Genomic DNA, 17,144 nt, shown 5'->3' on the forward strand with positions numbered 1-17,144 from the left:
AGGAATCCAGCCACGGCGCGTCTGCGCCGTGAATGACCTATTTTTGGCAGACAAGAAGTCTCCCGCGCCCAAGGACTTGGGCGTGCTGGATTCCTGTGACAAGCACAGGAATGAGGGAGAGGGGGCTGCCGTCATAGTTCCTCTTGGACGTTACAAGATGCGGTCGAGCCTATATGGCACTCGCCCTTTCCTGTCTTAACCAGACCTTACGCCCGATCCAAAGCCTCCAATTCGTCGATCAGCCCTTCGATCATCGACAGGCCCTGGCTCCAGAACGACGGATCGGTGGCATCGAGGCCGAAAGGCTTCAGCAATTCGGAATGATGCTTGGTGCCGCCGGCCTTCAGCAGCTCGAAATACTTCTCCTGGAAGCCCTTCTCGGCCTTCCGGTAGACGGCATAGAGCGAATTTACCAGGCAATCGCCGAAAGCATAGGCGTAGACATAGAAGGGCGAGTGGATGAAATGGGGGATATAGGCCCAATAGGTCTCGTAGCCCTCGGAGATGCTGATCGCCGGCCCGAGGCTCTCGGACTGGACGGAGAGCCAGAGTTCGCCGATGTCGTCGGCGGTGAGTTCACCTGATTTGCGGGCGGTGTGCAGCTGGCGTTCGAACTCGTAGAAGGCGATCTGGCGCACGACCGTGTTGATCATGTCCTCGACCTTCTGGGCGAGCATCGCTTTGCGCTCGCGGTTGTCGGTGGTCTTTTCCAGAAGCGTGCGAAAGGTCAGCATCTCGCCGAAGACGGAGGCGGTTTCGGCGAGCGTCAGCGGCGTCTGGCACATCAGCGCCCCTTGCGCGCCGGCCAGGACCTGGTGCACGCCGTGCCCGAGTTCGTGGGCAAGCGTCATTACGTCGCGTGGCTTGCCCATATAGTTGACGAGCACATAGGGATGGGCCGAGGGAACCGTCGGATGGGCGAAGGCGCCGGGCGCCTTGCCGGGGCGAACCGGGGCATCGATCCATTGCTCGTCGAAGAAGCGCCTGGCGATATCGGCCATCTCGGGGGCGAAATTGCCATAGGCCGACAGCACCGTGTCCTTTGCCTCCGACCAGGAGATGACGGCGCTGGAGGTTTCCGGAAGCGGCGCGTTGCGGTCCCAGAAGTTCATCTGCTCCATGCCGAGCCATTTCGCCTTCATCTTATAATAGCGGTGCGAAAGGCGGGGATAGGCTTCCCGGACGGCGGCGGCGAGCGCATCGACGACCTCGCGCTCCACGCGGTTTGCGAGGTGCCTGGAGTCGGCAATGTCCTCGAAGCCGCGCCAGCGATCGGAAATATCCTTGTCCTTGGCAAGCGTGTTGGTGATCAGCGTGAAGATGCGGATATTGGCCTTGAAGGTTTCGGCGAGCGCCATGGCCGCCTTGCGGCGCACGTCCGGATCCTTCTCCTGCAACATGTTCAAGGCCACCTCGAGCGGCACTTTCTCGCCATCGATCTCGTAGCGGAGTTCAGCCATGGTTTCGTCGAACAGGCGATTGAAGGCGGAGGCCGATGTCATCGACTTTTCGAGGAAGAGCTGCTCCAGCCTGTCATCGAGCTGATAGGGCTTGTCCTTCCTGAGGTCGATGAGCCAAGGGCGATAATGGCCGGCATCGGGGTCGTTGGCGATGCAGGCGTCGATGACCGCGTCGTCGATGCGGTTCAGTTCCAGCGCGAAGAACAGGAGATGACCTGAGAATTCGGTGATCTTGGCCTGCACGTCACCGTAGAGCTTGCCGTTGGTCGGGTTTGTGGTGTCGGAGAAATAAGTCAGGCCGGCAAAGGAGCCGAGGCGGCCCATGATGTCATCAAGCGCCTCATATTCCTTCAGCGCCGCGCCGATGCCGTCGGTCCCGGTTTTCGTCGCGGCGTCGGCGAGTTTGCCCTTCCACCTTTCCTCAAAGGCGATCGCGGCCTTGCCGGCCTTTTCCATGTCGGCGACGAAGGCCGTTGACGTGGCGGAGGGATAGAGGTCCTGCAGCTTCCAGACCGGCAACTCGCCGAGCGCCGGATCGGCGGGCCCAGCCGGCGCTGCAGGCGACAAGCGAAGGCTGGCGTGCGGGAGCTTGATTTTCATGGACGCAATTCCTCTCCACTTTAAAACAGGTCTGTTTGAATAAGCGTGAGAACGCCCCGCATCAAGGGCCTTTCGCCTCATCAAAGGCCTCGCTTCGGCACGAAAATCGGCCGTCGCAATCGTTAAAATGCAATTATTTCTCAAAACTGGATGTTCAAGCCTTTCTGCCAGAGTGCCCTCCATGGTTTCGCATGAAGTGAGGCGACAATGACCGGTTACAATGAGCTCAAGGGAGCAGGGCAAATCCTCGTGGTCGAAGACGACCCGGTGCAGCGCCGCCTGCTCAAGAACGCAATCGAGCGTCACGGCCATGTCGTGCACCAGGCGGAAAACGGCCGGATCGGCCTTGAAATGGTCAAGCGCGACAGCGGCCTTTTCAACGTCATCGTGCTCGACCTGATGATGCCCGAGATGACCGGCCTTGAATTCCTCGACGCGCTTCACGAATTCGGCACGCAGATCCCCGTGATCGTGCAGACGGGGCAGGGCGGCATTGAAACCGTGGTGCAGGCGATGCGCGCCGGCGCCTTCGATTTCGTCGTCAAGCCGGTCTCGCCCGAACGCATCGCCACGTCGATCTCGAATGCGATGAAGCTCGACCAGCGCGAGGTGAAGGCGCGGGCCGGACGCAGATCGCGCTCAGGCTCGGTCGGTTTCGACGATATCGTCTCGGCAAGTCCGGCGATGCTCCGTGTCATCGATCTCGCCCAGCGGGCGGCTCAGTCCAACATTCCCGTCGTGCTCGAAGGGGAATCCGGCGTCGGCAAGGAACTGGTGGCGCGCGCCATCCAGTCCGGCGGCGAACGCTCGAACAAGCCGTTCGTCACCGTCAATTGCGGAGCGATCCCGCACAACCTCGTCGAGAGCATTCTCTTCGGCCATGAAAAGGGCGCCTTCACCGGCGCGACCGAACGTCACATCGGCAAGTTCATGGAAGCCGACGGCGGCACCATCTTCCTCGACGAGATCGGCGACCTGCCGCTCGAAGTGCAGGTGAAGCTGCTGCGCGCCGTGCAGCAGGGCGAGATCGAGACCGTCGGTGCGCGCACCGCCCACAAGGTCAATGTCCGGCTGATCTCGGCGACCAACAAGGATCTGATCGAGGAGGTCAAGAACGGCCATTTCCGCGAAGATCTCTACTATCGCCTCAACGTCTTCCCGATCACCATTCCGGCGTTGCGCAAACGCAAGGAAGATATTCCGCACCTGGTGCGCGTCTTTGCCGACCGCTTCTCCAGCGAGCAGAAGAACGGCCGTCGCATGACGGTGAATTCGGGCGCGCTGGCGCTTTTGACCGCCTATGACTGGCCGGGCAATATCCGCCAGCTCGAAAACGCGATTTTCCGCGCGGTCGTTCTCGCCGAGGGGCCGGAGTTGACCGAGGCGGACTTCCCGCAGATCGCCGCCCAGCTTCCGGAATATGAAGTGGTGGATCACCTGGCGCTCGTGGCTGACAATACCGGCCTCGACCCAGACGAGGCATATAATGAAGAATACCGGGTTCCGACACACGGGGAGGTTCACCACCACCGCTTGTCCGAAACCTCCGAAAATGCAATCGCCAGCGTCAACCCCTCAGGCGACGTGCGCAAGCTTGCCGATGTCGAGGAGGAACTCATCCGATTCGCGCTTAAATTCTATCGCGGACAGATGAGTCAAGTGGCACGCAAGCTTGGCATCGGGCGGTCCACACTTTATCGCAAGCTCAAAGATTACGGCATAGATCCCGATAATCCCCAGAAAGATGCGGCCTAAGCCCGCATTTGTTAAGACTCGGGCAACCACGATTTGTTACTGTTCATAAACCACTTGTTAGTGGCTCGTTCACTATGTAAAGAAAAGGTTGATCATGTGTGGCATTTTTGCCATCGTGTGACCGCATTTGACAGTCATCTGGGACAGTACGGGACATTGTCTGTCTGACGGGGATCGAGTTGCCGAATCTGAATGGGAATTCCAAGCCTTCGCGCTTGAGCTGGCGTTCTTTGTGCGCCGACATCTGCGGAAAGGCAGTGAGGACGGCGGCGGCCGCCCTTCTTGCGCTTGCGGTTTCCACGCCGGTATTCGTCAGTACGCCGGCTCAGGCAGCGGGCGACACCCGCAGCCTCAAGCTCTATTTCATCCATACCGGCGAAAAAGCGGTCATCACCTACAAGCGCAACGGCAAGTTCGACCCCAAGGGTCTGGAGCAGCTGAACCGCTTCCTGCGCGACTGGCGCAAGAACCAGCCGACGAAGATGGATCCGCGCCTGTTCGACCTGATCTGGGAAGTTTATCGCCAGAGCGGTTCACGGGACTACATCAACGTCGTCTGCGGTTTCCGCTCGCCAGCCACCAATGAAATGCTGCGCGGCCGCTCGCGCAAAACCGGTGTTGCCGAAAAGAGCCAGCACATGCTCGGCAAGGCGATGGATTTCTTCATTCCCGACGTCAAGCTGGCGACGCTGCGGGCCATCGGCATGAAGATGCAGGTCGGCGGTGTCGGCTTCTATCCGAAGTCCGGTTCGCCCTTCGTGCACATGGATGTCGGCGGTGTTCGCGCCTGGCCGCGCATGAGCCGCGACGAGCTTGTCCGGCTTTTCCCGAACGGCAATACCATCCATATTCCGGCCGACGGCAAGCCGCTGCCGGGCTACCAGCAGGCGATGGCCGACTACAAGCGCCGCGCCAGCGGCACGCAGATCGAGATCGCCAGCGCTTCCGAATCGGCACCGAAGCACAAGACGCTGTTTGAGGCGCTCTTCGGCGGCGGCGCCGATGAGCAGGAAGACGATTCCGACGATTCGGCCCCGGTCGCCGTCGCCAAGGCGACGCCGCCGAAGGCCGAGCCTGCCCCTGCCGAGCCGCAGCAGACCGAGGTCGCCGATGTGAACGCGCCGGTGCCGCAGGTTCGTCCGGCATTCAGCAACCAGCCGGCCGGCAGCGAAGTGGCAAGCGCGCTGGTCGCGCCGTCTTCGGGTAATGCCGCGCAGCAGGCTCTGGCCGCCGCGCTCCCGGCCGATCAGGCCCAGCCGCAGCAATTCGCCGATCTCAGCGCCTACAGCATCCCGGTTCCCTCGCTTCTTGGTCAGCGCCGCGCGCCCGGCGATGCCGAAGTCGCGTCGACCGATCCTGCCATGCTGAGCGGAATGCCGGTTCCGACGCCGGTCGAACGTCCGGCCCTTGCCGAGAAGCTTCTCGCTGCCGCCAATGCCGATCCGGAAGCAGAGGCCGACGAGGCCGATCAGGACGGCGGACTGTCTCCTGCCCTTGCCGATGCGCTCGACCAGCAGAACAAGGGTGACGAAAACCAGGTCGCCGCGCACGCGCCCGAGATGACGGTGGAGCAGGCGATCAATGCGGCGATGCCGCAACAGGCGCCTGCCCAGAAACCGTCGCTTCAGCTCGCAGCCCTGGCGCCAGCAACGAAGTCGGCAAGCTTCGGCGACGCCTTCGACGAACCGGCCGCCGAAAACGCCGTGGTGCCGGCTCTTCCCACCAAGGGTGGCCGCCCGACGCAGAAGCAAGCCGCCGCCGCCGACGCCAGCCGCGCGACGGTGCGGACCGAGCCGAAGCTGACGCAGAAGATGATTTCGCAGTGGGCGCTGACCAATGCGCGTCTCGAAATGGCCTCCAAGCAGGTCAAGGCGCCGCGCTTCATCAGCCAGACGATGCGCGCCCAGCCGACCGCCGTCTATGCCGAAGGCTTCAACGTCAAGACCGCTTCGGTCGACCCGGCCCGCTTCAGCGGCACGGCCGTCAACTTCATGGAGGTGCGCAAGTTCAATACGAACTGAGCGTGCCGATCATCGGAATATCGAAAAACCGCTGGAGTGATCCGGCGGTTTTTCTTTTGGTCGTTTCGATCGGACACCGTCGATGTTCGGCCCGGCGCGTTCTCCGCAAAAGAAAAGCCGCCGGATCGCTCCAGCGGCTTGTCGACATCGGTGATTCCAGTCGGATCAGCCTTCCGGCGGGGACTCGATCATGCCGAGCGCGTGCAGATAGGTGTCGAGGATCGCTTCCTCTTCCATGCGCTCCTGCTCGTCCTTTTTGCGCAGCGCCACGACCTTCTTCAGGATCTTGGTGTCGAAGCCCATTCCCTTGGCTTCGCCGTAGACGTCCTTGATGTCGTCGGCGATGGTCTTTTTTCTTCTTCCAGCCGTTCAATGCGCTCGATGAAAGCGCGAAGCTGGTCGCGGGCGACGCCATGAGCATCAGACATCGTGTTCTCCTGATTGGATGATCATTTTGGATGCCCGTGACTGCCGCGAAGCGGCGCGAGGGTCAAGCCTATTCGCTCGGTGATGGGCTATTTGTGCGGGTTGTTCAGTTCAAAAGCGGCCTTTTGCACAGGCGAGGCCTCGTTCTGGTGGAGATTTTTCCAGTCCTCGTAAGGCATGCCGTAGACCATTTCACGCGATTCGTCCTTGGTTACCGCGACACCCTCGGCCTCGGCCGCTTCGCGGTACCAATTCGACAGGCAGTTGCGGCAGAAACCGGCCAGGTTCATCAAGTCGATGTTCTGCACGTCGCTGCGCTCACGAAGATGCGCGATAAGGCGGCGGCTTCGAATTCGGTCTGCTGTTCTTTACTGAGCGCGGTCATCTCGCTTTCCTTCCTTCAATAGGGACCGGTGCGCGACAGATGGACGTCGAAGTCGTGCAAGGCAGGATCGGCGTTCATCGCCGCAAAGATCGGCGCCAGGCGTTCGGCCCATGCAGCAATCCCGGTCTCGTCTGCGATCAGATCCTGGCGCACTTCGAGCAGCGCGTGCGGAATGCCGGTCATCATGCAGTGCCGGTACATGGTATCGCCCTTCAGGGCGCCGTCATAGGGCTCGTTGTCGCCAACGAAGAGATCGGGATCGGCGCGCAGCATGTCGAGCAGCGGACCGACCGCGCGCCGGTCGCTGTCCCAGAGGACTGCGGCATGCCAGGGGCGAGGAATTCCTTTCCATGCCGGCGTGAAGGAATGCAGCGACAGGACCAGCGGCGCCCGGCCGGTGGCGTTCGCCACCTTGTCGATCGTGTCCGCCACGGCATTGTGATAGGGGCGATGGAAGGTCTCGATGCGATACTCCCACTCCTGCGGTGTGATCGGATGGTTGCCCGAGATGACGGCGCCGTCGGAAATCTTCATGATCAGCGTCGGATCATCCTCGCCGCGGTTCGGGTCGATCAGCAGGCGCGAGAAGCCGCCGAGCACCGCGGGCACGCCGAGTCTCGCCGAGAGCTGCCGCGTCAGGCCCTCGATGCCGATGTCATAGGCGATGTGGCGGGCAAAGGCCGCCTCGGGCAGGCCGAGCCGTCCGTATCGCGCGGGGAGGCGGTTCATCGCGTGATCGGCGAGGATCACCATCCCTTTGTCATGTTTTCCCGGTAGGCTTTCGAAGGATTGGAAGTCGTCCATGAAGGAATTGCCGTTCGTCATTGCGCAGTCGGGCGCAGTGATCGCATGGGGCTGCCGCCGGTTCAAGCGCGACAGGCGGCGGGAAGCGAAGATGAAGCCTGGATGCGCAGTTTGTGAAAGGAAATATAATCGATTAGCATCGCGTTGACTTTCGCATGACGGCGGCGCAAGAAGACACGGATACGAATAACCGTGGAGCTATTTGGGAGCCGTGTTGATTTAAGCCGCGCCAAGTTTCCTCACGCGGTCCGGACCGCTGGTCCGACTCGCTCTGTTCGCTCTTGCAGCTTTTATGCCGTTCTTCATCGCAGATGCCGCACGCGCCGATTTTCGCGTCTGCAACGGAACACAGAATCTCGTCGGCGTCGCGATCGGATACCGGGCCAAGGATGGCTGGGTCACGGAAGGCTGGTGGCAAGTGCCGGCAACCACCTGCGCCACGCTGATCGAGGGAGAACTGCAGTCGCGTTATTATTACCTCTACGCAGAGGACGCCGCCCGGGGAGGACGATGGACGGGTGACGTGCAGATGTGCGTAGCGGAAAACGAGTTCAAGATCTCGGGTGTACAGGATTGTTATGCCCGCGGTTACCAGAAGATGGGTTTCAAGGAATACGACACGGGCCGCCAGGGCAGCTGGATGGTCCAACTCTCCGACACCCCAGGGACGCAAGAAAGCCAGAATTGATGAAGCGTAATCGCAAAATTAAAATCCTCGCCACCCTCGGGCCTGCCTCCTCCGAGGAATCGATGATCGAGAAGCTGCACCAGGCCGGTGCCGATGTCTTCCGCATCAATATGAGCCATGCGAGCCACGACCTGATGCGTACGCTCATCGAGCGCATCCGCTCGGTCGAAGCGCGCTCCGGCCGGCCGATCGGCATTCTCGCCGACCTGCAGGGACCGAAACTGCGCGTCGGCAAGTTCGTCGACAGCAAAGTCGACCTGAAGCCCGGCCAGACATTCACGCTCGACAACAACGAGGCGCTTGGCGACCAGACCCGTGTCTATCTGCCGCACCCCGAAATCCTGGAATCGGTGCAGCCCGGCCATCGCCTGCTGATCGACGACGGCAAGCTCGCGCTGCGGGCGGAAAAGTGCGACGGCAAGAGCATCGTCACGACGGTTATATCGGGCACGCGCATTTCCGATCGCAAGGGCGTCAGCCTTCCCGACACGCTGCTCGGCGTCGGTGCGCTGACGGATAAGGACCGCGCCGACCTCGACGCGGTGCTCGCCACCGACGATGTCGACTGGGTGGCGCTTTCCTTCGTCCAGCGTCCCGACGACCTTGCCGAAGTGCGCAAGATCGCCCGCGGCCGCGTCGGCCTGATGTCGAAGATCGAAAAGCCGCAGGCTCTCGAGCGCATCGAGGAAATCATCGAGCTTTCCGATGCCTTGATGGTCGCCCGCGGCGATCTCGGCGTCGAAATGCCGCTCGAATCGGTTCCCGGCATCCAGAAGCAGCTGATTCGCGCCTGCCGCCGTTCGGGCAAGCCGGTGGTCGTCGCCACGCAGATGCTGGAATCGATGATCTCGGCGCCGGTGCCGACGCGCGCCGAAGTGTCCGACGTCGCGACCGCCGTCTTCGAAGGTGCCGATGCCGTCATGCTCTCGGCCGAGTCGGCCTCGGGCGACTATCCCGTCGAAGCCGTCTCGACCATGGCGTCGATTGCCACCGCCATCGAGCGCGAGCCGCATTATCCCGGCATCATCTATGCCCAGCGCGCCCAGCCGGAAGCGACCGGCGCCGATGCGATCTCGCTCGCTGCGCGCCAAATCGCCGAAACGCTGAAACTGTCGGCGATCGTCTGTTATACCTCGTCGGGCACGACAGGCCTTCGCGCCTCGCGCGAGCGCCCGCAGGTGCCGATCCTGGCGCTGTCGCCGATCATCAAGACGGCGCGGCGCCTCGCCATCGTCTGGGGCTTGCATTGCGTCGTTACCCATGACGCCACCGATCTCGACGACATGGTCAACCGCGCCTGCCGCATCGTCGCGGATGAAGGCTTCGGCAAGCCGGGCGACCGCATCATCATCTCGGCCGGCGTGCCGCTCGGCACGCCCGGCGCCACCAACATGATCCGCATCGCCTATATCGGTTCCGACGGCCAGAGCGGTATCTGATCCGATCGCATTCCTTCGAGAGCCCGCAGCCTCACAGAGGCTGCGGGTTTTTTGTTGACGGTCCGGCATTGCCAGGGCTTGCGGCGCGTGCAAGTTTCGTTCCTCTGACCTGGGAGGGATCATTATGGACACCGTCACGCTTCTCGCCTTTGCAGCCGTTTCGTTCGTCGGCATCGCGACGCCGGGGCCGACAGTGCTACTGGCGCTGACGAATGGTTCGAGGCATGGTCTGCGGCCGGCAATCGCCGGCATGGTCGGTGCGGTGCTATCCGATTTCGTGCTGATCGGCGCCGTGGCGGTCGGGCTCGGCGCGCTGCTCGCGGCATCGGAATTCTGGTTCTCGATGCTGAAATGGGCAGGTGCTGCCTACCTTGCCTTTCTCGGCATCATGCTGCTGCGCTCGAAAGGCGGGATCGATGCGGCGTTGAAAGCAGGCGCGCCGGCGGGCGCGGCATCGATCTTCTCGATCGGCCTGAAGAGTTTCATGGTCGCGGCGACCAATCCGAAGGGCTACCTGTTCTTCTCGGCCTTTCTGCCGCAGTTCATCGACCCGACGCTGCCGCAGGCGGGGCAATATGCGCTGTTGGCGCTGGTCTTTGCCGCGCTCGATTTCATTATCATGTTCGGCTACGCCTTCTTCGGTTCGCAGGCGGTGCGTTTTCTGAAGACGTCGGGCGCCCTCTGGCTGGAGCGAGCCTGCGGCGGGGCGCTCTTGGCGCTTGCAGGGTCGCTCGCCTTCTACCGCCGGGCAACCGTTTGACGTCAGGGCAGGGACAGGTGACCGACGCGATAGGCCTGCGTCTGGGCGTCGATCTCGGGCATCTCGCGCCATAGCCTGAAGCGCACCCGCGTCCATGTCGTCGGTTCGAAGCCGGAGACGGAGGCGAGCGCGCCGCCTGCCGCAACCTCGGCGTCAGCCTGCGCGCTTTCGGCCCGCCGGATATCAGCAAGCGGCGCGTAAGGCTCGGTCAGCAGGATATCGCGGGTCGCAAACCTGGCAGCGGCAATCTCTGCCGAAAGCTCCGCCTGCCAGACAATCCAGGTTCTGACCGTTGGCCAGCCGAAAGCGCCGGTCAGGGCTTCGAATCCCGGGCCGCAGAGAAAGTCGCTCGCCCCTTCCGGTTTCTGCCAGAGATAGAAGGGCGTATAGAGATTGTCGCGGCTGGCGCATTCGCCTCGGCGGGCGCTGAGATAGGCCTTGAAGCCGAGATTGGGGAAACCGTCGAGCAGCGGCCCCTTGTCGCGTATGCGTCGGTCGACGATCGACATGTCGTAATCGGCGGGCAGGGTGAAGCTGTATTGCATGGCAATCATGACCGTTCCCCTGCTGCCCGCAGCCGCCAGTCGGGATCCGTCATCTGCGCGATACCGTTGCCGAAGGACCAATCATCAGGGGCGCTGGTGCTGATGACGATCATCACGTCCTCGGGCCGAAGACCCGGCGATTGCGACACGAGATCGACAAGCCGGCGATAGAGCGCCGCCTTCATTTCGGCGATTCGGGGCCGGCCGATGGTGATCGAGATATAGACGAAATTGCCGGAGCGCGGGCCGGCGAGATAGCTGCTGTCGAAGATCAGCTCGTTCTCGTCATGCTGGTGGATGGCCTGGAAGCGATCGTTCTCAGGCACGTCGAAGGTCTCGACCAGGGCGCGTTGGATGGCGTCGGCGAGTGCCGCGAGATAGTCCGGCGACTTGCCTTTACGAAGGGAAATGCGAACGAAGGGCATCGGGATCTCCATGGTTGGGGCCGTCCGCCGGCCTTGACAACAGCACCATCGCACGGCACGATGATGCTGAAAATCAGAATATTATGGACAAATAATCCTGAAAATATGGACTGTGTGATGCGGCGGACCATCTTTGATCTCGATGTGCTTCGAACCTTTTCGACCGGTATGGAGCTCGGCAATTTCGCCAAGGCGGCCGAAAGGCTCGGGCGTTCGACCTCGGCGGTCAGCGCGCAGCTGAAGAAGCTGGAGGAACAGGCGGGCACGCCGATCTTCCGCAAGGCCGGGCGTGGGCTGGCGCTGACCGATGCCGGCGAGACGATGCTCGGCTATGCCAGGCGGCTCTTGGAGCTCAACGACGAGGCGGCCGCCGCCGTGCACAGCATCGAGCTGGAGGGCTGGGTGCGGCTTGGGCTGCAGGAGGATTTCGGAGAGACCTTGCTGCCCGAGGTGCTCGGCCGTTTCGCCCGCGCTCATCCGAAGGTCCGCATCGAGGCGCGGGTGGCACGCAATACCGAACTGCTCGAGCGCGTCACATCAGGCAAGCTCGATCTGGCGCTTGCCTGGAGCGACGGCGCGCTGACGGCACATTGCGAGCGGATCGGCGAAGTGCCGATGTGCTGGATCGGGCCTGCCGAGGGGCCGATCGGCTGGCATGCGGCCAGCGGCGAGCCGATGCCGCTCGCCTCACTGGAGGCGCCGTGCCTGTTGCGCAGTGCGGCGACAAAGGCGCTTGATGCGGCCGGCATTTCCTGGCGGCTCGCCTTCGTCAGTGCCAGTCTTGGCGGCCTCTGGGCGGCGACGGCAGCCGGCCTCGGTCTCACCATCCGCACGCCGATCGGCCTGCCGGCGAAGCTCCGGCCGCTTATGCCGAAGGCCGTCGGCCTGCCCGACCTGCCGAAGCTTGGCCTGGTTCTGCATCGGGCCGAAGCCGAGCTGCCGCCGGCTGCGGCGCGGCTCGGCGAGCTCGTGCTGCAGTCGGTAGAGGGCGCGCTGCAGCAAAGGCTCTAATATCTCAGCCGAAGCGCTCCAGCGCCATGGCGAAGAGATCGGCATCGACATTGCCGCCCGAGGTGACGGCGATGACTGCATCGCTTTCCAGCGCCTCGGCGTGGAAGAGGGCGGCGGCGAGCGCCACGGCGCCGCCGGGCTCGACGACGATCTTCAGCCGGGTAAAGGCGAGCGCCATGGCGCGCAGCGCCTCCTCGTCGGTGACGACGATGCCGGCGCCGGCAAGGCGCTTGAGGATCGGGAAGGTGATGTTGCCGGGCTGTGGCGTCAGGATCGCATCGCAGATCGAGCCTGATATCGACGCGTTGCGTTCGATCCTGCCGGAGGCGAGCGAGCGGGTGGTGTCGTCGAAACCCTTGGGCTCACAGGGCCGGACGCGGAGGCCGGGGGCACTGGCTTCGAGGGCAAGGGCGATGCCGGAGGTCAATCCGCCACCGCCGCAGGGCACGAGGACCTCGGCTGACGTCACACCCTCTTCTTCGGCCTGTTCGGAGATCTCGAGGCCGGTCGTGCCTTGGCCGGCGATCACCAGCGGTTCGTCGAAGGGCTTGATCAGCGTCAGGCCGCGCTCGGCCGAAAGCCGGGCGCCGATCTCGTCGCGATCCTCGTTGGCGCGGTCGTAGAGCACGACTTCGGCGCCGAAGGCGCGGGTGTTGGCGATCTTCAGCTTCGGCGCATCGCTCGGCATGATGATGACGGCGGGCACGCCGTGCAGCTTGGCGGCCAGCGCCACGCCCTGCGCATGATTGCCCGAGGAGAAGGCGATAACGCCGCGGGCGCGTACGGCCGGGTCGAGGCCGGAGAGGGCAGACCAGCCGCCGCGAAATTTGAAGGAGCCGGAATGCTGCAGACATTCCGCCTTCACGAACAGGCGCCGGCCGGCGATGTCGTTGAGGAAGGGGGAGGAGAGAAGCGGCGTGCGGCGCGCATGGCCGCGCAAACGGGCGCGGGCGGCGACAATCATTTCAATGCTTGCCATTCGGGAATCGTCCTGCTTGGAGAGTTCGCACATGCATAGGATGCGGCACGCCGTTTGTGAACGTCGACTTTGTCACCGTGACATGAATGGATATCCGTCGCCGCCTGAACCGTTTGGCGCCCGTCAATAGCCGCCGGCCGAGCCTTCCGCCGCGCGAGCGTCCATGGCGCCGTTGTAGCGGGCGCCGCCGCCCTTTGCGATGGCGGCAAGGCTTTTGCCGCCGACGAGGATGCCGGCAGCCTGGCCCCAGACCGGCGCATCATTGCCGCCGTCGAAACTGTAACCCATGGCGGCGAGGGCCTTTTCCGTATCCGGCGAAAGCGCATAGGGCTCGAGATAGACCTTGTCAGGCTGCCATTGGTGATGGAAACGCGGCGCATTGACCGCCTGGCTGATATCCATGCCGAAATCGACGACATTGAGGATCGCCTCCAGCGTGATGGTGATGATGCGCGAGCCGCCGGGGCTGCCGATCACCATGAAGGGCTTGCCGTCGCGGGTGACAATCGTCGGGCTCATCGAGGAGAGCGGCGTCTTCTTCGGGGCGATGGCGTTCGCCTCGCCCTGCACCAGACCGTAGAGGTTCGGCACGCCGGGCTTGGAGGTGAAATCGTCCATCTCGTTGTTGAGCAGAACGCCGGTACCGGGTGCTACGACGGCGGCGCCGAAGGAGCCGTTCAGCGTGTAGGTGACGGCGACGGCGTTGCCCTCGTCGTCGATGATCGAATAATGCGTCGTCTCGTTGCTTTCCTTGCCGCCGAGCGGTTTCAAATTCGCCGACGTGCCGGCCTTGTAGGGATCGATCTTTGCTGCGGTCTCCTTGGCGTAACCCTTGTCGAGCAATTTTTCGACCGGGTTCTCGACGAAATCAGGATCGCCGAGCGCCGCGTTACGGTCGACATAGGCGTAGCGCATCGCCTCGACCATCACGTGCACGGTTTCGGCCGAGGCGTAGCCGAGATAGGAGAGCGGATAACCTTCGAGGACGTTGAGGATTTCGCAGATGATGACGCCGCCGGAGGAGGGCGGCGGCGAGGAGATGATGTCGTAGCCGCGGTAATTGCACTCGATCGGCTTCAATTCGCGCACGGCATATTGCTCGAAATCCTGCTTGGCGAGGATGCCGCCCTTGGCCTGGCTTGCCGTGACGATCGCCTCGGCGGGTGCGGCCTTGTAGAAGGCGTCGGGGCCTTTTTCGGAGATGGCGGCGAGGACCGCGGCGAGATCCGGCTGCGCAAGTTTTTCGCCCGATGCATAGGGCTTGCCATCCGGTTTCAGAAAGATTTTCGCCGCCGTCTCATCCTTGGCGAGGCGTTTGGCGCTGCCGGCGAGGATGGCCGCGTCGCCCTGTTCCAGTGTGAAGCCTTCCTTGGCGAAGCGAAGGGCCGGCGCGATCAGATCCTGGCGTGAGCGGGTGCCGTATTTCTCGCGCGCGGTTTCAAAACCCATGACCGAGCCGGGAACGCCGACGGCGAGATAACCGTCGAGGCTGGCGCGCGGCACGATCTCGCCCTTGGCATCGAGATACATGGTCTTCGTCGCGGCGAGCGGCGCGCGTTCGCGGAAATCGAGGAAGGTCTTGGTGCCGTCTTTCAGGCGGATGGTCATGAAGCCGCCGCCGCCGAGATTGCCGGCCGAGGGATAGACCACCGCCAACGCGTAACCGACGGCGACGGCCGCATCGACGGCGTTGCCGCCGCTCTTCAGCACCTCGACGCCGACATCGGTCGCCAGATGCTGAGCGGTAACGACCATGCCGTGTTCGGCTTCAACAGGTGCGGGCGAGGCCGCGAAAGCCGAGGTCAGGCAGAGCGACAATGCCGATATGACCGAGATCGTCCCGATATGCAGGCGGCCCATGATTTCCCCTCCTATGGACAACAACGGAAAAACATATGGGGCTGCGCCGGCTCGAGGCAATGCGCGCGATCGGCTTTATGCGAGGCGTTCGATCGAGTTTCCGGCTGAAGGATCATGCCCGCGCGGGGCGCCCGGCTCCAGCGACGGCAGAGATGTCCGATCGCGCGACGCCGCGGCGAGCCGCTCCTCGGCCCGGCGGGCGATTGCCTGCAGGTCGCACGGCTTGCCGGCGATCTTTTCCATGGCAGCGATGGCGACATCGGTCGCGAGATAATCCGGCTTGTGGCCGACGCCGCGGACGGTGATGAGCTCGGAGCCGGCTATATCGCGGGCAAGACCGCGTGAATGCAGGTGTTCCCAGACGATCTCGTCGCTGTCGCCTGTTATGATGACGGTCGGCGCGGTGATCTGTGAATAGAGCGGCGATTGTTCCTTCAGATAGGCAAGCAGCCTTTTGAAATCGACGGCGTTGTTGCGGAAGGTGCGGGGCCGCAGCACCAGCGATGGGCCGGTCTTTTCGATGTAATCGAGCGGGCGCGGATTGGGACGGAAGACATTCAGCGTGCCGCGCTCCAGCCGGCTGAGCCCCAGCGGCACGACGATGGCGTGGTTGAACAGCCAGCCGACGACCGGCGCCGTCGCGACGTGATAATACCAGTCGATACCGCCCGGCCAGGGATGGGTCGCGGGTGCCAGAAAGAGCAGGCCGGCTGTCTTTTCGGGATGGCGCAGGCCGAAGGTTGCGGTGATCGCGCCGCCGAAAGAATGACCGACGATGATCGCCCTCTCGATGCCGCGGGCCTCCATCAGCCGGGCGATCGCATCCGCCTGGCCGGAAGGGACCGCGTTTTCAGGGCCGCCGCGTTCGGAATAGCCGTGGCCGGGACGGTCGACGAAGAGCATTTCCGCCCGGCCTTCGAGGGCTGCGCGGAAGGCGACGACCTGGTCGAGCAGATTGCCGCTGGCGCCGTGAATGAAGACGAGCGCCGGCAGATCGGCATGTTCCGGACGCTTGATATGGACGGCATTCATCCGGTAGCCGCCGACATCCGTCAGCTCACCGATATTGGGATAGGTCCGTTCGAAGCGCCGCGCCTTGTAGGAGGAGTAACCGATGGCGGCGGCGAGGGGAGCGAGAAGAGCGGAAACTTCTGCAAGCATGATCTTTACGGGCGATGGTTGCGGCGGATCTCGAGAGCGCTGGGCGAAGCGCCGCGTGGCTCCCTCGATAATGCTAAAATTGTGCGGTCCGGCCGGGCTTCAAGATTGGGCGAGCCGACATCACGTGCGGTTGCCGGCAAGTTTTTCCGACAGCGTATTGACCTGTTCCTGCGCAGTGCGCTCGGCGGGATAGATATCGAGGAACCGCTCCCAGGCTTTCAACGTCAGCTGATCGTTGCCGGAATTGCTGAGGATCGCGGCCATGCCGGAGAGCGCGCCGAAATGGCGCGGCTCGAGATCCAGCACATGTTCGATGTCGGACATCGACTTGCGGTAATTGCCCATGACGAAATTCAGCGTGGCGCGCCGATTCCAGCTTTCGGCGTAATCGGGCTTCAGCGCTATTGCCTCATCGAGGAAATCGAGAGCGGCGGGATTGCGCTTTTCCTCAATCGCCTTGTCGGCCCATTGCATCAGCAGATTGACGGTCGCGCTGCCGGAATCATTCCATTCCAGGCGAATTTCGTTGGCGATGCCGCTGGCCTTGTCGGGATCGCGCTCGCGCTTCAGCTGGCTGAAGAGCTGATCGAGGCGCTGCTTCGGCGAACTGGCGGCATTGCTCTGCTCGACGATGACATCCTTTTCCGCCGCGATGGCCGGAAGCGGAGAGGTGGAGAGAACGAGGAAGAGCGGCAAGGCCGCTGGCGTCAAAGCAAAAAAGCGCATGGCGGACATATTAGCCCGCCAACGCCGAAGATCAAACAAATTTGACGTGATCACCGCAGCGACCTACCGGATGTCCGACGGCGCAAACTGCGCGGCGCG

General features: G+C 63.0%; 14 protein-coding genes and 2 pseudogenes. 6 read left to right on the plus strand and 10 right to left on the minus strand.

Annotated features, from left to right (window positions below; genetic code table 11):
- Positions 1-206: 206 nt before the first annotated feature.
- Complete coding sequence (locus tag MHI61_RS26880; RefSeq protein ID WP_239791225.1) at positions 207-2,060, minus strand: M3 family oligoendopeptidase; 1,854 nt, start codon at positions 2,058-2,060, stop codon at positions 207-209.
- A gap of 207 nt (positions 2,061-2,267) precedes the next feature.
- On the opposite strand from MHI61_RS26880, the gene MHI61_RS26885 reads away from it, so the two are divergent.
- Both MHI61_RS26885 and MHI61_RS26890 read left to right on the plus strand, forming a co-directional pair.
- Positions 2,268-3,815, plus strand: a complete 1,548-nt coding sequence (locus tag MHI61_RS26885) for a sigma-54 dependent transcriptional regulator (protein ID WP_239791226.1) — start codon at positions 2,268-2,270, stop codon at positions 3,813-3,815.
- Between the two features lie 179 nt (positions 3,816-3,994).
- Complete coding sequence (locus MHI61_RS26890; RefSeq protein WP_239791227.1) at positions 3,995-5,836, plus strand: DUF882 domain-containing protein; 1,842 nt, start codon at positions 3,995-3,997, stop codon at positions 5,834-5,836.
- Between the two features lie 165 nt (positions 5,837-6,001).
- Here the strand turns inward: MHI61_RS26890 and MHI61_RS26895 are convergent.
- The 3 genes and pseudogenes from MHI61_RS26895 to MHI61_RS26905 form a co-directional block, all read right to left on the minus strand.
- A pseudogene (locus tag MHI61_RS26895) lies at positions 6,002-6,264 on the minus strand (DUF2312 domain-containing protein).
- An 87-nt stretch (positions 6,265-6,351) separates the two neighbouring features.
- Positions 6,352-6,647, minus strand: a pseudogene (locus MHI61_RS26900) (DUF1244 domain-containing protein).
- Between the two features lie 15 nt (positions 6,648-6,662).
- The gene (locus MHI61_RS26905) at positions 6,663-7,451 is read right to left on the minus strand and encodes an N-formylglutamate amidohydrolase (protein WP_239792919.1); all 789 of its coding nucleotides are present in this window, start codon (positions 7,449-7,451) and stop codon (positions 6,663-6,665) included.
- 292 nt (positions 7,452-7,743) lie between these two features.
- Between MHI61_RS26905 and MHI61_RS26910 the strand changes: the two genes are divergently transcribed.
- From MHI61_RS26910 to MHI61_RS26920, 3 genes are all read left to right on the plus strand, one after another.
- Positions 7,744-8,139, plus strand: a complete 396-nt coding sequence (locus MHI61_RS26910; RefSeq protein WP_010059370.1) for a DUF1036 domain-containing protein — start codon at positions 7,744-7,746, stop codon at positions 8,137-8,139.
- Positions 8,139-9,578, plus strand: coding sequence for a pyruvate kinase (gene pyk, locus MHI61_RS26915; RefSeq protein ID WP_097603966.1), 1,440 nt, complete (start codon positions 8,139-8,141; stop codon positions 9,576-9,578). Before MHI61_RS26910 ends, pyk begins: the two co-directional genes overlap by 1 nt.
- A gap of 124 nt (positions 9,579-9,702) precedes the next feature.
- The gene (locus tag MHI61_RS26920; RefSeq protein WP_239791228.1) at positions 9,703-10,338 is read left to right on the plus strand and encodes a LysE family translocator; all 636 of its coding nucleotides are present in this window, start codon (positions 9,703-9,705) and stop codon (positions 10,336-10,338) included.
- A gap of 2 nt (positions 10,339-10,340) precedes the next feature.
- Here the strand turns inward: MHI61_RS26920 and MHI61_RS26925 are convergent, their stop codons facing one another.
- Both MHI61_RS26925 and MHI61_RS26930 read right to left on the minus strand, forming a co-directional pair.
- Positions 10,341-10,892 carry a DUF4865 family protein gene (locus MHI61_RS26925; RefSeq protein WP_239791229.1) on the minus strand — a complete coding sequence of 184 codons (552 nt, stop codon included), beginning with the start codon at positions 10,890-10,892 and terminating at the stop codon, positions 10,341-10,343.
- Positions 10,889-11,308: a tautomerase family protein gene (locus MHI61_RS26930; protein WP_239791230.1), complete on the minus strand. Its 420-nt coding sequence runs from the start codon at positions 11,306-11,308 to the stop codon at positions 10,889-10,891. Before MHI61_RS26930 ends, MHI61_RS26925 begins: the two co-directional genes overlap by 4 nt.
- 117 nt (positions 11,309-11,425) lie before the next feature.
- On the opposite strand from MHI61_RS26930, the gene MHI61_RS26935 reads away from it, so the two are divergent.
- On the plus strand, positions 11,426-12,319 hold the full coding sequence (locus tag MHI61_RS26935) for a LysR substrate-binding domain-containing protein (protein WP_183918224.1): 894 nt from the start codon (positions 11,426-11,428) through the stop codon (positions 12,317-12,319).
- A gap of 4 nt (positions 12,320-12,323) precedes the next feature.
- On the opposite strand, the gene MHI61_RS26940 is transcribed toward MHI61_RS26935, so the two are convergent.
- The 4 genes from MHI61_RS26940 to MHI61_RS26955 form a co-directional block, all read right to left on the minus strand.
- On the minus strand, positions 12,324-13,298 hold the full coding sequence (locus MHI61_RS26940; protein ID WP_239791231.1) for a threonine/serine dehydratase: 975 nt from the start codon (positions 13,296-13,298) through the stop codon (positions 12,324-12,326).
- A 123-nt stretch (positions 13,299-13,421) separates the two neighbouring features.
- Entirely contained in the window at positions 13,422-15,158 is a 1,737-nt protein-coding gene (ggt, locus tag MHI61_RS26945) for a gamma-glutamyltransferase (RefSeq protein WP_239791232.1), read from the minus strand.
- A gap of 75 nt (positions 15,159-15,233) precedes the next feature.
- Complete coding sequence (locus tag MHI61_RS26950; protein WP_239791233.1) at positions 15,234-16,319, minus strand: alpha/beta hydrolase; 1,086 nt, start codon at positions 16,317-16,319, stop codon at positions 15,234-15,236.
- 120 nt (positions 16,320-16,439) lie between these two features.
- On the minus strand, positions 16,440-17,054 hold the full coding sequence (locus MHI61_RS26955) for a hypothetical protein (protein WP_239791234.1): 615 nt from the start codon (positions 17,052-17,054) through the stop codon (positions 16,440-16,442).
- Positions 17,055-17,144: the final 90 nt, after the last annotated feature.

It is taken from the genome of Rhizobium sp. K102, from assembly GCF_022385315.1.
Taxonomy (GTDB): domain Bacteria; phylum Pseudomonadota; class Alphaproteobacteria; order Rhizobiales; family Rhizobiaceae; genus Rhizobium; species Rhizobium croatiense.

Excerpts from the sequence above, each read along its gene's own strand:
- MHI61_RS26925 (WP_239791229.1), bottom strand. The coding sequence starts at position 10,892 with ATGATTGCCATGCAATACAGCTTCACCCTGCCCGCCGATTACGACATG.
- pyk (WP_097603966.1), top strand. The coding sequence starts at position 8,139 with ATGAAGCGTAATCGCAAAATTAAAATCCTCGCCACCCTCGGGCCTGCC.
- MHI61_RS26955 (WP_239791234.1), bottom strand. The coding sequence starts at position 17,054 with ATGTCCGCCATGCGCTTTTTTGCTTTGACGCCAGCGGCCTTGCCGCTC.
- MHI61_RS26905 (WP_239792919.1), bottom strand. The coding sequence starts at position 7,451 with ATGGACGACTTCCAATCCTTCGAAAGCCTACCGGGAAAACATGACAAA.
- MHI61_RS26885 (WP_239791226.1), top strand. The coding sequence starts at position 2,268 with ATGACCGGTTACAATGAGCTCAAGGGAGCAGGGCAAATCCTCGTGGTC.
- MHI61_RS26950 (WP_239791233.1), bottom strand. The coding sequence starts at position 16,319 with ATGCTTGCAGAAGTTTCCGCTCTTCTCGCTCCCCTCGCCGCCGCCATC.
- MHI61_RS26920 (WP_239791228.1), top strand. The coding sequence starts at position 9,703 with ATGGACACCGTCACGCTTCTCGCCTTTGCAGCCGTTTCGTTCGTCGGC.
- MHI61_RS26910 (WP_010059370.1), top strand. The coding sequence starts at position 7,744 with ATGCCGTTCTTCATCGCAGATGCCGCACGCGCCGATTTTCGCGTCTGC.
- ggt (WP_239791232.1), bottom strand. The coding sequence starts at position 15,158 with ATGGGCCGCCTGCATATCGGGACGATCTCGGTCATATCGGCATTGTCG.
- MHI61_RS26880 (WP_239791225.1), bottom strand. The coding sequence starts at position 2,060 with ATGAAAATCAAGCTCCCGCACGCCAGCCTTCGCTTGTCGCCTGCAGCG.
- MHI61_RS26940 (WP_239791231.1), bottom strand. The coding sequence starts at position 13,298 with ATGGCAAGCATTGAAATGATTGTCGCCGCCCGCGCCCGTTTGCGCGGC.
- MHI61_RS26935 (WP_183918224.1), top strand. The coding sequence starts at position 11,426 with ATGCGGCGGACCATCTTTGATCTCGATGTGCTTCGAACCTTTTCGACC.
- MHI61_RS26930 (WP_239791230.1), bottom strand. The coding sequence starts at position 11,308 with ATGCCCTTCGTTCGCATTTCCCTTCGTAAAGGCAAGTCGCCGGACTAT.